General features: G+C 61.8%; 8 protein-coding genes. All 8 read right to left on the reverse strand.

The window, feature by feature from the left end; translation table 11 throughout:
• Nucleotides 1-138 precede the first annotated feature (138 nt).
• The 8 genes from pcp to ACOYJL_RS07645 all read right to left on the reverse strand — a co-directional run bounded on the left by pcp (nucleotide 139) and on the right by ACOYJL_RS07645 (nucleotide 14498).
• The gene (gene pcp / locus ACOYJL_RS07610) at nucleotides 139-783 is read right to left on the reverse strand and encodes a pyroglutamyl-peptidase I (protein ID WP_433569621.1); all 645 of its coding nucleotides are present in this window, start codon (nucleotides 781-783) and stop codon (nucleotides 139-141) included.
• A gap of 41 nt (nucleotides 784-824) precedes the next feature.
• Nucleotides 825-2111: a serine dehydratase subunit alpha family protein gene (locus tag ACOYJL_RS07615; RefSeq protein WP_433569622.1), complete on the reverse strand. Its 1287-nt coding sequence runs from the start codon at nucleotides 2109-2111 to the stop codon at nucleotides 825-827.
• Between the two features lie 431 nt (nucleotides 2112-2542).
• Nucleotides 2543-5677 (reverse strand): glycoside hydrolase family 3 C-terminal domain-containing protein, encoded by a 3135-nt coding sequence (locus ACOYJL_RS07620; protein WP_433569623.1) that lies wholly within the window; start codon nucleotides 5675-5677, stop codon nucleotides 2543-2545.
• Nucleotides 5678-5925: 248 nt separating this feature from the next.
• Complete coding sequence (locus ACOYJL_RS07625) at nucleotides 5926-7179, reverse strand: acetylornithine/succinylornithine family transaminase (RefSeq protein WP_433569624.1); 1254 nt, start codon at nucleotides 7177-7179, stop codon at nucleotides 5926-5928.
• 14 nt (nucleotides 7180-7193) lie between these two features.
• A complete protein-coding gene (argB, locus tag ACOYJL_RS07630; RefSeq protein ID WP_433569625.1) occupies nucleotides 7194-8069 on the reverse strand; it encodes an acetylglutamate kinase in 876 nt (291 codons plus the stop codon).
• A gap of 86 nt (nucleotides 8070-8155) precedes the next feature.
• On the reverse strand, nucleotides 8156-9442 hold the full coding sequence (gene argJ, locus ACOYJL_RS07635) for a bifunctional glutamate N-acetyltransferase/amino-acid acetyltransferase ArgJ (protein WP_433569626.1): 1287 nt from the start codon (nucleotides 9440-9442) through the stop codon (nucleotides 8156-8158).
• A 95-nt stretch (nucleotides 9443-9537) separates the two neighbouring features.
• Nucleotides 9538-10614 (reverse strand): N-acetyl-gamma-glutamyl-phosphate reductase, encoded by a 1077-nt coding sequence (gene argC, locus ACOYJL_RS07640; RefSeq protein WP_433569627.1) that lies wholly within the window; start codon nucleotides 10612-10614, stop codon nucleotides 9538-9540.
• Nucleotides 10615-10781: 167 nt separating this feature from the next.
• Nucleotides 10782-14498, reverse strand: coding sequence for an FtsX-like permease family protein (locus ACOYJL_RS07645; RefSeq protein WP_433569628.1), 3717 nt, complete (start codon nucleotides 14496-14498; stop codon nucleotides 10782-10784).

The raw sequence follows: 14498 nt of genomic DNA on the forward strand, positions 1-14498 counted from the left end.
ATCAGAAGTCGCGGAACCTGGCAGATCGGGCATCAGAAGTCGCGCAAGTTGGCAAGGCTGAACATCAGAACTCGCGGAACTTGGCAGCGCCCGTTGTGTGGGCATCAGAACTCGCGCAAGATAGCAGATGGAACCTCGCTAGCAGATGGAGCCTCCGGCACGGCGAATGTCCTTCTCGGGATAGTCGACGATTGCCTGGATTGCAGCGGCAAGCGCGCGAACGTCGTCCTCGAGCGTCATCGAAGGCAGGCCGTCACGACCCTTGACCTGCTCGGGCAAAAACGGAACATGAACAAAGCCGCTCTTGAGACCGGGATGGCGCGTCGCCCCCAAATGGCGCACGCCATAGAGCACGTGGTTGCACACAAAGGTTCCGGCGCTGTTTGAGACCGACGCCTCTAATCCTGCCCCTCGCACTGCCTCGACCATTGCCTTTATCGGAAGGTTCGAGAAGTACGCGTCGGGGCCTCCCGAAACCACGGGCTGGTCAACTGGCTGGACTCCATCGTTGTCGGGAATGCGGTAGTCATCCACGTTGATGCCAACGCGCTCCACGGTGATTCCGCGCCGACCGCCAGCCTGTCCCACCGAAAGAACCACCCGCGGAGCCACTTCGGCAATCGAGCGCTCCACGACCTCAAGCGAGCGCTCGCATGAGGTGGGCAGCTGAACCGCAGAGATCTCGGCACCGGCTATCTGCTTGGGCAGACGTCTTACCGCCTCCCAGCTTGGATTTATCGCCTCTCCCCCAAACGGGTCAAAGCCCGTGACAAGAATCCTCACAGTCCCCTCCGAACGCAAAAGGCTCGCGTGCTAGAGAAACCCTAGCACGCGCCGCTCCCGCACATCAAATTGATGATGGTGCGGTCAGTCTCGCGCATGCCGTCGTGAGCGAGCACGCCGACGGCGTGGATGGTGTTCTCGACGCCCTTCACCACGATGCCGTCGCCGCCATAGAACTCGGAGCCATGCTGTTGCATCTGAAGCCCCAGAAGCCCCGCCTCAACCGCAGAGGCTATCTTGGCTGCGCAGCTCGCCTTAGCGCCGTCGCAAATCATGCCGGAATCCACGGCGATAGCGTTCACCACGGTATGGGCGACCTCGCGCTCGCGGCCGCCCATCAGATAGCAGATGCCCGCCGCAGCCCCTGCCCCTGCGCTCGTGGCGCCGCAGTAGGCAGAGAGCCTGCCAATGCCCGTCTTCAGGTGAATGGTGACCAAATTCGAGACGACCAGCGCGCGAAGCAGCTCCTCGTGGGTCGACCCCAGCTGGTCTGCATAGACAATGACCGGCACCGAAGCAGTAATCCCCTGGTTGCCGCTGCCAGAATTGATGACAACGGGAAGCTCGCAGCCTCCCATGCGCGCGTCGGAGCCAGCTGCCGCCCAGGCCTTTGCGCGGTTATGGACCTCGTCGCCGTAAGCATCAAGGAGAATCGAGCCGATGTTAGCGCCCCAATCGCCTTCCATTCCCGCCTTCGCAATGGCAGTGTTGCAGCTAATCTGGCGCTCCAGGGTTTCAGAAACGTCCGCAAGATCGACAATTCCAGCAAACTCGACAATCTGGTCGACGCCAAGGAGCGAGCGGTCCGTCGTGGTTCCGTCGCCCTCGTCTTCGGCGGAAAACTCCTTCTTCTGCAGGACCTCGCCATCGTGCTCGAGGAAAATCACGTTGGTGTGGGAGCCGGCAATCTCGCAAGAGGCCTCGTGCCCGCCTGCCTCCACGCGAACCTGGATGTCAAAGACGAAAGGCTTCTCCGACGCGCTCACCGCGATGTCGTGCGCGTCGAGATATGCGCGCATCTGCTCAATCTCGTCTGCTGTCACCGAAGAGAGGACCTCGAGCTGTGCGTCCGCATTTCCCGCGACGACTCCTGCGGCAGCTGCGGCGGCGATTCCGCGCGCGCCACCTGTGTTGGGAACGACGACGCTCTTTACATTTTTGATAATGTTGGAGCTCGCGGCAACAGACACGCGCTCGGGAAGCGCCCCAAGCGCCTTCCTTGCCAGGGCCGCGCAATAGGCAACGGCGATGGGCTCTGTGCAGCCCATCGCGCACACAAGCTCTTCTTTCAGAATGGCAACGTACTCGTCATAGATGCGCTTCTCCATATGTCCTCCTCAAGACGACGCACCTCGTGCGCTGCCTTCTCGCTTGGGCGCGGGACTCACCTGGGGGATCGGAGCCACGATGAACGGCGAGAAGGTCGAGCCATCGGCACAAATGAGCGTCCCTCCGCCATGGCTGTGAACGCAGCGACGAATGCCGTTCATGCCTAACCCGTGGTTGGTCTTGTCCCGCTACGAGGTCTTTGGCGACCCGCCCAAAAACTTGAGCTGTCGCACGAAGCAGGCGCCTTCTCGAATCGGCGCGAAGTTGCCCTCGCGACGAACCGTGAGACTGATCTCCCTTTTTGCAGTATCGCCAATCTGCGCTTCGGCCTCAATTGCAGCTCCGAGGATGTTCTCCATAAGGAAATATTGATCGTGCCATCAAGGGGCGCGAGTAAAAGAAGGCTCCCCCTCCCGCGCGGGAAGAAGGCCTAAGGCTTGCTGCCAGCGCCCTCGCCATCCGTCGCGTCGGCTCTGCCCTCAGCAGCGTCTGCCCTTCCAGCGCGCTTCTTGCGAACCATGCTTGCGACGATTGCCGCCGCTCCCCCGCACATCGCTACGGATGCCGCCGTCAGTCCGATGCGCCAGGGGCTCGGACTGTAGCTCACCGTGCTGCCGGGGGCGATGCCATTCATTGCGTTGGAGTTCGTCGTGGCGTAAAGGATTCCTCGCATGGCGTTGCGCATCGCGTAGCGTGCGGTGGCAGAGGTATAGTCGACAGGCTCCTCGACCATCGTGGTCATGTACATGTTGCCGCCCGTCCTGAACACAAGGTCGCGATCCTTTGCGGGCGCGCCAAGATACAGGTCAGTGACGACCGACCCCGTAAAGCCCCACTCTTCGCGCAGAATCTTCTGTTGCGTGCCCAAGTGGCAGAAGCCCATAGTGCCGCCGATGCTGTTTTGCGCGGACATGATGCCCGTTACGGCGCGAATCGCACGCGAGGACATGGTTCCCTGCGAGTCGGAGATGTAGCTAATCGTTGCCCTTGCGGACTGAAGCGCCACCTCGAAGGCCTTGAGATAGATTTCGCGAGCAGTCTGTTCGTCCACCCACGTGGCAAGCGAGTTGCTTCGGTCGGTCTCCTGCTCGTTGAAGGCATAGTGCTTGAGATAGCAGATGCAGCCCTCTTCGACGGCGCCCGATATTGCGGCAGCAGCAATCTTTCCCGAGACAAGCGGGTCCTCGGAGTAGTACTCGTAGAAGCGTCCGGAGAACGGGCTGCGATGAATGTTGACGGCGGGCGCATACCAGCCAGTCATCCCCAGCTGCAGCGCCTCTTCGCCGATGCACTGACCCATCTGGTTCATAAGGGAGACATTCCACGTTGCCGCCTGAACGTTGGCGGCAGCCCAGCCGGAGGCGCCCTCCGAGCTCCAGCCCATGGCTCCGTCGGCGTCGGTGGTGGCAGGCTTGCCAACAGAGCTGACCTCGATTGTCTGGTAGGCGGCACCGCAGAGGAGCTTGATGAGGCTGTCGCGCTCTCCGTCCCAGTCAATTTGGTCGAGTAGCAAATCCCAGCGCTCGTCGTCGTAGGGAACGCAGCGCAGGTCGATGAGTGAAAGGCCGTTTTGTTGGGCGGAGGCTGGCTGGTCCGCGTGGTAGACAAGGCTGCCCTCGACGTCACCGAGCTTCTCGTCAGACATCGGGTCAAAGTTGTCGAACCACGCGAACTCCTCGAGGGCGACCTCGGGAGCCTGGCGCTCACGCCCCGAGTACTCGGTCGGATGGCTTGCCTCCCAGTCGGCACGCGTGAGCATGCTGGTCTCATCCATGTAGGCGTTCATGGAGTCAAGCTTGTTGGTGGCGGCGACGAAGGCGCTTCCGTCAAACGTCGACCCCGTCGGATTTCCCTGATTGTCGGGCGCCGACTGGGCGTCAATCTCGGCCTTTCGCGGGTTGGAGGAATCAAAGACCACATCCGAGTCGATCGTGACCGTGTAGGACTCAATCACCTGGTGAGAGTTCTTCCTCAGGTCGATGGCATAGTCCCCGGCCTCGAGGATGTAGCAGCCGATGGTTCCGTCAGAGTTTGCATGATGGCGATCGTAGGAGGCCATGGTCTCCTTGGCGAAGCTGAGCGTAAGCTCCTGGCAGTCGCCTGGGTCGAGAAGGTCGGTCTTGGCGAACGCCGCCAGCACGCACTCAGGCTTCTCCACGCCGCTCTCGCGGTCGTAGTCAGTGTAAGGCGAACCGTAGTAGACCTGGACGACCTCCTTGCCAGCCACCTCGCCCGTATTGGTCACGCTGACGGTCAGCACGACGTCGTCGCCAGAGTCGTCAAGCGAGGAGATCTTCTGGTCGAATGTCGTATAGGAAAGGCCGTACCCAAAGGGGTAGGCAACGCGGCCCGCAACCGTAGCGGCGCCCTGCTCGTCAAGCTCGCCGTAGACGAAGGAGGCATCGACGGAGGCGGCGGTCTCATAGTAGCGATACCCCATGTAGACGCCCTCTTGGTACTCCACAAAGGAGCGGCTCATGGTGTATTGGCTGCCTTCTCCCTCAGACCAAATTCTGGTTGGGTCGGAGGCGACAACCTCAGAGTTCGTGTACTGGAAGCGGCCGAAGTTGGAGAAGGTGGGGTCTGCCGTGAAGTCCGTCGCATAGATGTCGGTCAGCCGGCCTGAGGGATTGACCTCACCGACAAGCACCTTGGCAAGCGAGGCAAAGCCACGGGAGCCGGCTGTCCCCACCCAGACGATGGCGTCCGCCTCAAGCTCGCCGCTCATCAATGGGCCAAGCTCGACGGGGTTGGAGGTGTTCAGGACCACGACAACAGAGCCACAGGCCCTCTTGGCAGCGGCAATGACGCCCTTCTCGTCCTCGGTCAGCGCAAGATAATGTGGGGTTCCGTCTTCATATCCCTCAAAGCGCTTGTCGATGCCCTCAGAGCCGCAGCGCTTAATGACCACAACGCCGCACGTTCCCTCGACGCCCGACACGGCATCGTAGATTGCAGGGTCATACTCGTAGATCTTTGCGCTCTCGCCCTTGTCCATCTGGGCTTGAAAGGAGGAGACGTCAAAGTCCAGAGGGTCAGTGCCATCTGCAGCGTCGGGATAGGTTGGCTCTGCGCCCTCGGCAGCATCGAGTGCGGTGCGGTTGACGGTGAGCTTGCTGGCAATGGCATCTTCTGCGGTGACCATGGTCATGTCCGAAGAGGCGGCCGCGCCAGTGCCAAAGTACGCCGGGTTCTGGAAGGCCCAGCCAAAGGGAGTCACCTCGTCGCCCGCGGCAAGCGGAAGGACGCCGTTGTTCTTCAGAAGGACGATGCCCTCGTCGCTTACCTGCTCAGAGACCACGTCCGATGCCGCTTTCGCCTCTTCAAGCGAGGAGTACCTTGGCTTGTAATACTGGGCGTCCCAGCTCTCGGAGCCCTCGGCCTTGTCCACTTGGATGTCTCCGCGGCCAAGCTTTGAGTCGAGCACCGAGCTGAATGCATTGCCAGCAACGTTGCCAGCGACAGTCAATCCCACAAGGCCCGCCGAAGCGATAGCTCCCCCGATAAGGCCCCTCCGCGTGAGCGGCTTCGCTGCCTTCTCGGCCCTCTTGCCTGCCTTTGCCACCGTCTTTTCCGTCCCTCTTGAAGGGCGTCCCCTAGCTTGCGCCCATCAACTTCCAATGTGCTGCGATGCGTTGAGCGGTCTTCGAGAAGGCTCTTGGAACAGCATGGCACGAGCGACGGCGCTGCTGGCATAGAAGGACAAAAAAAGGACGCTCGCGGAGAAATCTCTGCCGCGAGCGCCCCTCAAAATCGCTAGGCCTGCCAGAGATGCCGAACGGGCGCCACGACCCCCCTCAGCAAGCCCGGCACCTAAGCGATCCGGTTGACCAGCGCGGCCAGGCGCGTGCAGACCTCGTCCACCTGCTGGTCGGAAATCACCAGCGGGGGAAGGAAGCGCAGGATGGAGTCTCCAATGTGATTGAGAACCAAGCCCTCGCCAAGGCCCTGCTCAACCAGCTGGTTCGCGATGGGCACGTCAAACTGAGCGCCCAGCATCAGGCCGTGGCCGCGGACCTCGCTCACATGCGGGAGCGCCTCAAGACCGGCGCGCAGGTGGGCGCCCGTCTCGATAACGTGCTCGCCGATGTTTTCCGAAACAAGCGTCTCGACCGTCGCACGACCAGCTGCGGCGGCAAGCGCGTTTCCGCCAAATGTGGAGCCGTGGTCGCCTGGGCCCATCAGATCTGCAACCTCTGCGACCGCCGAGACGGCACCCATGGGAAATCCGTCGCCGATCCCCTTTGCCAGGCTCACGATGTCGGGCTCGATGCCGGCGAGCTGATAGGCAAAGGGGGCGCCGTTCCTGAAGAACCCGGTCTGGACCTCGTCGATGATCAGCAGCACGTTGCGCTTGCGGCACTCGTAGGCAACGCTGCGCAGGTAGGCGAAGTCTGCCGGCCAGACGCCGCCCTCGCCCTGCACGCACTCAAGCATCACGGCGCAGATGGGGCCAACCTCAGGGTCGGGGTTGTCGAGCATCTTCACCAGCGCGTCAAGGTCGTTTAGGGGCACTGTCACAAAGCCCTGCGGCATGGGCAGAAACGTGCTGTGGAAGCTGTCCTGCCCCGTTGCGGCGAGCGTCGCAAGCGTACGGCCGTGGAAGCTCTTCTGCGCGGTGATGATGCCGCTTGCGCCATGCAGCTTCTTCTCGCCCCAACGGCGCGCCACCTTGATGGCGCCCTCGTTTGCCTCGGCGCCCGAGTTGGCAAAGAAGGTCTTCCAGACGGTGCCAGTAGAGCCCGTCAGGTGGCCAAGCTCGTCAGTCGTCTTGGAGAGGAGCTCGGAGAGCTCGCGCGCGAGCTCTCCGCGGTTCTCGACGTAGTAGTAGTTGCCAACCTGCCAGACCTTGTCAAGCTGCCGGTGCAGCGCCTGCGCTACCGCCGGATGGTGATGGCCCAGGCTGACCGAGCCAATGCCGCCCAGGCAGTCTATGTAGACCTTGCCCTCGGAGTCGGTGAGCGTGGCGCCCTCGCCCGAGACAAATTCGACGGGCAGGCGCCCATAGGTATGCATCACATAGGTGTCATCCAGGCTCTTTGCGGTCTCGAAGCTACTTTCTGCCATGGCTTTCTCCTTGTCTAGTCTTGCGTGAAGAGCGTGCCCACGCCGGCGTCAGTGAAGATCTCGAGCAGAAGCGAGTGGGGCGCCTTGCCATTCAAGATGACGACCTCCGACACGCCGCGGTCCATCGCCTCGAGAATCGAGCGGATCTTTGGCACCATGCCGCCATCGAGCTCGCCGGAATCAAGGATCTCGCGGGTCTCGGTCTTGGTAAGAGAGCGAATCAGGCTTTCCTTGTCGTTCACGTCAGCGAGAAGCCCGTCGACGTCGGTCAGATAGATGAGCTTGTCCGCATGGAGCGCCTCGGCAACCGCGGCGGCTGCCTCGTCGGCGTTCACGTTGAAGAAGCCGTCAGGACCGCAGGCGACGCTGGCAATCACGGGGATGTAGTCATCATCAAGAATTGTCTCGATGAGCTCGGGGCTCACCTCGCGGATATGGCCAACGCGCCCCAGCTCAGGGGATATGGGAGCAGCCTTGAGCGTCTTTCCGTCAGCGCCGGAGATTCCCACTGCATTATGACCATACTCGTTGAGCGACCAGACGAGCTTCTGGTTCACCTTGCCAATGAGCACCTCTTGGACCGCTTCCATCGTGGCGTCGTCGGTGACGCGCAGGCCGTCTTTGAACTTCACGGGCAGGTTCAGCTGCTTGAGCATGGCGCTGATTGCCTTGCCTCCGCCATGGACGAGCACGACGCGCATGCCCATGAGCTTCAGAAGCTCGATGTCGCCCACGACCTGGGTCATGAGCTGCTCGTCTTCCATGGCGGATCCGCCATACTTGACCACGATGGTCTTGCCGCGCATCTTGTTGATCCACGGAAGCGCCTCGGTGAGGACCTCCGCCTTGGTAAGGGCTTGCTGAAGCTCGCCCATCTCGCGTTCCTCCATGCCTCTTCCTCCTGTTGCCGTCGCACCTGCTCGCCTGCGCCTCGCCACGGGCGCTCGTTGTCACGTCCCTGCGGGAGAAGCTCGGGCTAGGTGCGATACTCCCCGTTGATCTTGACGTAGTCATGCGTAAGGTCGCAGGTCCAGACCCTGGAGTGGGCATCCCCCTGCCCAAGGCTGATGGCGACATTGATCTCAGGAGCCTCGAAGCGACGGAGCATGTCGTCCTCGTCCATGCCAACGGGAAGGCCGCCCCTCAGCACGGGAACGCCCATGAAGTCGATGTCGACGCACGACTGGTCAAACTCAACTCCGCACTTTCCGGCAGCTGCGGCAACGCGACCCCAGTTGGCATCATGGCCATAGATTGCAGTCTTGACCAAGGGAGAGTTGGCGATTGCAAAGGCGACGGTGTCGGCATCGTCTTGGCTGGCCGCGCCCAGCACGTCCACGGTCACGAGCTTTGTCGACCCCTCTCCGTCAGCAGCAATCTGGCGAGCCAAGTTGGTGGTTGCAGCCTTGATGGCAGCGGCGATGGCAGGGTATGCCGGGGACGCCTCGTCAATCTTCTCGCCGCCGGCCTCGCCAGTGGCAAAGAGGAAGCAGGAGTCGTTCGTGGAGGTGTCGGAGTCGACGGTCACCTTGTTGAAGCTCTGCTTCACCGCGGCGAGAAGGGCGGAGTGCGCGGCCTTGGCGGTCAGCGGCGCATCGGTCGAGAGCACGCAGAGCATCGTTGCCATATTGGGCTGGATCATTCCAGAGCCCTTCACGAAGCCGCCCACATGGACGGTCACGCTGGTGCCATCCGACTGTGGAGCCGGGCCCTCAAGCGAGACCTCCTTCGGATGAGTGTCGGTGGTCATGACCGCGCATGCCGCGTCATGGGCCGCGGCCGCGCTATGGTCGAGCGCGGCGACAATCGCAGGGACGCCGCCGACGTAGGGCTCAAAGGGAAGCTGGACGCCAATGACGCCAGTCGATGCCACCAGCACGTCATCTGCCGAGCAGCCAAGCGTCTGCGCCACAAGCGAGGTGGCGTCGAGCGCGCACTTGATGCCCGGCTCGCCCGTTGCGGCATTTGCGTTGCCAGAGTTCAAGACGACGGCGCGCGCATGGCCAGACGCGGCACGCTTGCGGCTTACCTGCACGGGAGCGGCACAAAAGCGGTTTTGCGTGAACGTTGCTGCGACGGTGCAGGGCTTGTCGGCTGCAACGAGCGCCATGTCCAGGCGCTCGGGGTTTTTCCTGAAGCCGGCCGAAATGCCTGCAGCCTTCATCCCGGCGGCAGCGCAGACGCCACCTTCGCAGGGAGAGAACCCGAACGAGCTGGCGGCGTCATCCATTTGGGGGATGGCCAGAGGATCATAGCTTGTCATGTCAATTTCCTTTTTTATGTGGGGCGCGCACAAGGGCGAACCAAGCGGACAAATCGCGGGGCCTTTGCCAAAGAGCTGCGCGCTTGTCGGGCAACCTAGATGAGCGGGGCGGAGGCGCTGATTCCTGCGGTCTCGGCCTGTCCCAGCACGATGTTCGCGCATTGCATGGCCTGAGCCGCAGCCCCCTTCCCAAGGTTGTCGATCGCGCAGGAGGCGATGATTACCCTGCGTCGTCGATCGTCGAGCGCCACGCCCACCTGGGCGCGCGCGGTCCCCACGACAGAGGAGGTCTGCGGCATCTTTCCTGAGGGAAGCGTTGCCACAAGGGCCTCGCCCGCATAGCGCTTCTCGTAGACCGACTGCACGGCCTCTGCGGTGGCGTCGTCGGACGCCTGAAGGTACACCGTGGCGAGAAGCCCGCGGGTGAGCGGAGCCAGGTGGGGGGTGAAGACGACGTTCATCTGCCTGCCCGCCACCTGCGTGAGAGTCTGCTCGATCTCGGGCGTGTGGCGATGGTGCGCCACGCCATAGGCCTCGAGAGACTCGTTTGCGTGGCAGAAGTGCGTACGTGCGCTGGGAGTGCGACCGGCGCCCGACACGCCAGAGATGGCGTCCGAGATTACGAGGTCGCCCGTGGCAAGCCCGGCCTCGAGGGCAGGCGTGGCCGCAAGGGCCGTTGCCGTGGGATAGCAGCCCGGCACGGCCACGAGCACGGCATCGCCCTTCTCGTGGCGTGCAGCCAGACCCTTAAGCCCTTCACGATTGAGTTCGGGCAGGCCATAGACCGTCTGAGACAGAAGCTCGGGGCTCGTGTGAGGCGTGTTGTACCACGTCTCGTAGACAACGGGGTCCTTCAGGCGGTAGTCGGCAGAGAGGTCAATCACCGTGACGCCGCGCTCAAGCAGCTGGGGAGTCAGGGCCAAAGATGCGGTATGCGGGACTGCCAAAAACGCGACGTCGGCCACAGAGGCAATGGCGTCAGGGTCAGGCAGAGACAGCTCAAGGTCGCAGACGCCCTCGAAGGAAGGATAGACGTCTGCCAGGCGTGTGCCCGCCTCTTTGCGGTCGGTTGCCATCACAAGCTCCATGTTGGGGTGCCCAAGCACAAGACGGCACTCCTCAATTCCTGCAAAGCCCGTAGCACCGACAACGCAGGCCCTTATGCACGCCATTTCATTCATCACCTCAGAATTTTTGGATAAATGCAACCAGATATGCATGAATTACTAATTTTGTTTTGTGAAGAATAGCACAGACACCTAAAGGCATCCGTAAGGACTCGCATTTTTCTTCTCCCTGACACATTCAACTAACCAAAGCGTCGCATTGATGGGGCGAGCTAATCGACGCTCTTCAGGCTCTCCACCATGCTTATGCGGTCAAGGCGACGCCTCATCAGCGCAATCACGATGAGCGTGAAGACAATGGTGAGCGCAAACGAGATGAGATAGCTTTCGGGGTGAATCGTTCGGCCGAACATCACGTAGTCGACCTCGGCCGTCGTGATCACAAAGCCCTCAAGCCAGGTGCCCAAGAACATCCCGACGAAGTCCCCCATGATCGAGATGATGATGACCTCGCGGAAGATGTAGGCGTATACCTCACGTCGCGTGAAGCCAAGCACCTTGAGGCTGGCAATCTCGCGAACGCGCTCGGAGATGTTGATGTTCGTCAGGTTGTAGAGAACGATGTAGGCGAGCGCCGCCGCCGAGACTACAAGCACCACCACGACGTAGTCAACGACCTTGAGCGTCGTTCGATAGGAGTCGATCGTGTCGTCCATGAACGAGACGACGGAGACGTTCTCGTAGTTGTGGAGCTCGTCCGAGAGCGCCTCTTTGGCATCTTCGTCAAGGCTCGCCGAGGCATAGACGGTCGAGAAGAGCGGCTCGTCCTTGCCCGTCTGCGCCCAGGCGTCGCGACCGACGTAGACGTAGTTGCCCACGTAGTTCTCGCAGACTCCCGTCACGGTATGCTGGTAGCCACTGCCAGTCGCATTGCCGACGTCGTCCTCGTCGTATACCGTGATCTGGTCGCCGACGCCAATCCCAAGCGTGGAGGCAAGCTTCTCGGTCACGATGACCGAATTCTCGTCGAAAGCGATGGACTCCCCGCTCGTCCGCTCCTGGAAGGTGACGGCGCCCGTGAAGTCGGAGGCGTCTTCGGGAATCACGACGCTCACACGCTCTTGGTCCTCCGTACCCGACGAGCCCGCCAGCATGTTTTCCTGCTGAAGGCGCCAGCACTGGCTTATGTCCTCGTCAGAGGCGAGGTACGAGGCGACGTCTTCGACGTCCTGGTCGTCTGCAGAGGAGTCAAGGCTCACGACCAAGTCGTAGTGAATGATGGGGCCGAACTGGCGGTCGATGATGTCCCAGATGGAGTTGTCCAGCCCGAAGCCCACCAGCAGAAGCGCGGTGCAGCCCGAAATGCCGACAAGGGTCATCAGCAACCTCCGCTTGTAGCGGAAGATGTTTCTGAACGTGACCTTCCACGAGAAGGACAGGCGCTTCCAGATGGGGGCGATGCGCTCCAGCAAGATGCGCTTGCCCGCCTTTGGCGCCAAAGGCAGCATCAGGCTTGCCGGCGTGGCGCGGAGACTCGAGACGACCGCGACAAGCGTTGCTATGATCGTGACGCCAACGCCAAGCGCTCCCGAGAATAGCGCAACGCCAGCGTCGACGGGCATCGGGAAGGAAAGAAGCGGCACGCTGTAGATGACGCCGTAGGACGCCATGATGATATAGGGAAGCACCTGCGTGAGGACCGCAATTCCCAAAACGGCGCCCGTGAGTGACGCGATCGCCGCGTATGCCAGGTACTTCGAGGCGATCTGGCGCGTTGAGTAGCCAAGGGCTTTGAAGGTGCCAATGAGTACGCGGTCGTCCTCGACCATGCGCGTCATGGTAGTGAGGGCGACAAGGGCCGCGACAAGGAAGAACATGGCTGGAAACACGTCCGCGATGCGGCTGATGCGCTCGGAGTCGCTGCGATAGTACTCGCAGCCCTCGTTCTTCGTGCGATCGAGCTCGTAGATGTCGGGCTTCTCAAGGGAGTCGATCTCTTCCTGCGCCTCGTCAAGCTGAGCCTCGGCATCCGCAAGCTGGGCCTCGACGTCACTGCGCTGAGCCTTAAGCTCTTCGACGCCGTCCTCATAGGAAGAGAGGCCGTCCGCATAGGAGGCCTCCCCCTCCTCGAGCTGCGCCAAAGACTCATCGAGCTTCGACTGCGATTCGAGAAGCTGGAGGTAGGATTCGTCGAGCGTAGACTCGCCGGCAGAGAGCTCCGACTCGACCTGGGCCTTTTGCGCATCGAGCGCGGCCTGGGCCTGGTCGAGCGCGTCATAGCCCGACTGAAGCTGCGCGCGGCCGCTGTCAATCTGGTCCTGCACTTCGTCAAGATTGCTCAGACCGTCGTTCACCTGGTCAAGACCGCTCTTGATATCTTTCGCACCGGCCTGTGCCTGTGCGAGCGCAGCTTTGAGCTGCTCAAGCTGGGCACTTGCGTTGCCGTTCGTTCCTTCTGTTGAGCCGTCGGTCGTGCCATCTGTCGCAGAGCCCGTCGTGCTGTCGGTCGTGCTGTCGTCCGTCGCAGTGTCTTGCGTGCCGTCGGTCGTGCTGTCGGTCGTGCTGTCAGCTGCCGCGGAGTCCGTAGCTTCGTCGGTCGTGCCCTCGTCCGTCGCAGTGTCTTGCGCGCTGTCGGTTGTGCTGTCGGTCGTGCCGTCCGCTGCGCCATCCGCAGTGCCGCTCGTCGTAGAGTCCGTCGTTTCATCTGTGGCCTCCAACGCGGCGATCTGCTGCTGCAGGGAGGATATCTGCTGGTTGGTTTGCTCGAGCTGCGTCTCAAGTTCCGATTTCTGCTCCTCAAGGGAGAAGCGCTGCTCGTCGACCGTCGACTGCTGCTCGTCCAGGTCTTGGGAGGACTGGTCAAGCGTCGCGCGCTGCTCGTCGATCTGCGATTGAGCCTCTGCAAGCTGGGACTCCGCCTCTTCGCGGTTGGACGACAGCTCGCTCACGCCGTTTTGGTACTCTTCCCATCCGCTCGAGAGCTGCTGTTGGCCGCTCTCGAGCTCAGACCAGCCAGAGTCCAGCTCCTCACGAGACTCCGCAAGCGTTGCAGCAGCGTCGTCCAGCTGGCTCTGCGCATCAGCAAGCTCCTGCTCCGCCTTGGCCTTGCTCTCCTCGTACTCCGCACGCTTGTCGTCGAGCTCTGCTTGAGCGTCGGCCTTGATGTCGTCGAGGCGCGCTGAGGCTAGGTAGTCCTCCTGGCTGTCAATGCGCTCCGAGACCTCGTCGACCAGCGCCTGGTATTCGTCCGAGCCGCTTACCTCGTCGGCGGCGCCCTCCACCTTGACGTAGACCTCAGTATAGGGATAGCTGTCAGCGAACGCGTCGGGCTCGACATAGAGGTACTGCTTGATGCTGCCGTCGCCAAGCGTGGTTGTTCCCAAGCTCCCGCCATAAGGGTAGTTTGACGAGCTCACAAGGCCCACAACCGTAAACGTCTTAGTCACCAGCACGTCGTCGACGTCGGAGGTGCCGTAGAGCACCTCAACCGTGTCGCCAATGCCAAAGCCCTCGCTTGAGGCAACGTCTGCGCTGATGACGCACTCGTCGGGAGCGTCCGGCCACTCCCCCTCCTTCAGCACGACGCGGTTGAGGTAGGAGTCGTCGTCCGACTCGACCGTCGTCGAAGACGTCACGACCGCCGAAGACGCATCCTCGACGTTGAGCGAAGAGATGCGAATGGCAACCTGCTCTTTTCCAAGGCGCGCCACAAAGTCTGCCGTCGTGGAGCCCATGGCCGCCTCAACGCCGTCAATCTGAGAGATGCGCTCGACGTCGGCGTCTTCGAAGCCATCCGTCGAAAGTACGCGAATGTCATAAAGATTGGTGCCGTCATAGTAGCGATCGGCAGCATCGGTCATGTCGAGCCCGCTCATCTGGAGACCCGCGAAAAATCCGCAGCCCAAAGCCACGATGCCAATGATGGCGAGGAAGCGCCCCTTCGAGCGCTTGATGCTTCGGAGCGTCTCTTTCGCGAGGACGGAGCGCAT

The organism is Tractidigestivibacter sp., assembly GCF_050946515.1.
Taxonomy (GTDB): Bacteria; Actinomycetota; Coriobacteriia; order Coriobacteriales; family Atopobiaceae; genus Tractidigestivibacter.

Excerpts from the sequence above, each read along its gene's own strand:
- ACOYJL_RS07645 (WP_433569628.1), bottom strand. The coding sequence starts at position 14,498 with ATGCGCTCCGTCCTCGCGAAAGAGACGCTCCGAAGCATCAAGCGCTCG.
- argC (WP_433569627.1), bottom strand. The coding sequence starts at position 10,614 with ATGGCGTGCATAAGGGCCTGCGTTGTCGGTGCTACGGGCTTTGCAGGA.
- argJ (WP_433569626.1), bottom strand. The coding sequence starts at position 9,442 with ATGACAAGCTATGATCCTCTGGCCATCCCCCAAATGGATGACGCCGCC.
- ACOYJL_RS07625 (WP_433569624.1), bottom strand. The coding sequence starts at position 7,179 with ATGGCAGAAAGTAGCTTCGAGACCGCAAAGAGCCTGGATGACACCTAT.
- ACOYJL_RS07615 (WP_433569622.1), bottom strand. The coding sequence starts at position 2,111 with ATGGAGAAGCGCATCTATGACGAGTACGTTGCCATTCTGAAAGAAGAG.
- argB (WP_433569625.1), bottom strand. The coding sequence starts at position 8,069 with ATGGAGGAACGCGAGATGGGCGAGCTTCAGCAAGCCCTTACCAAGGCG.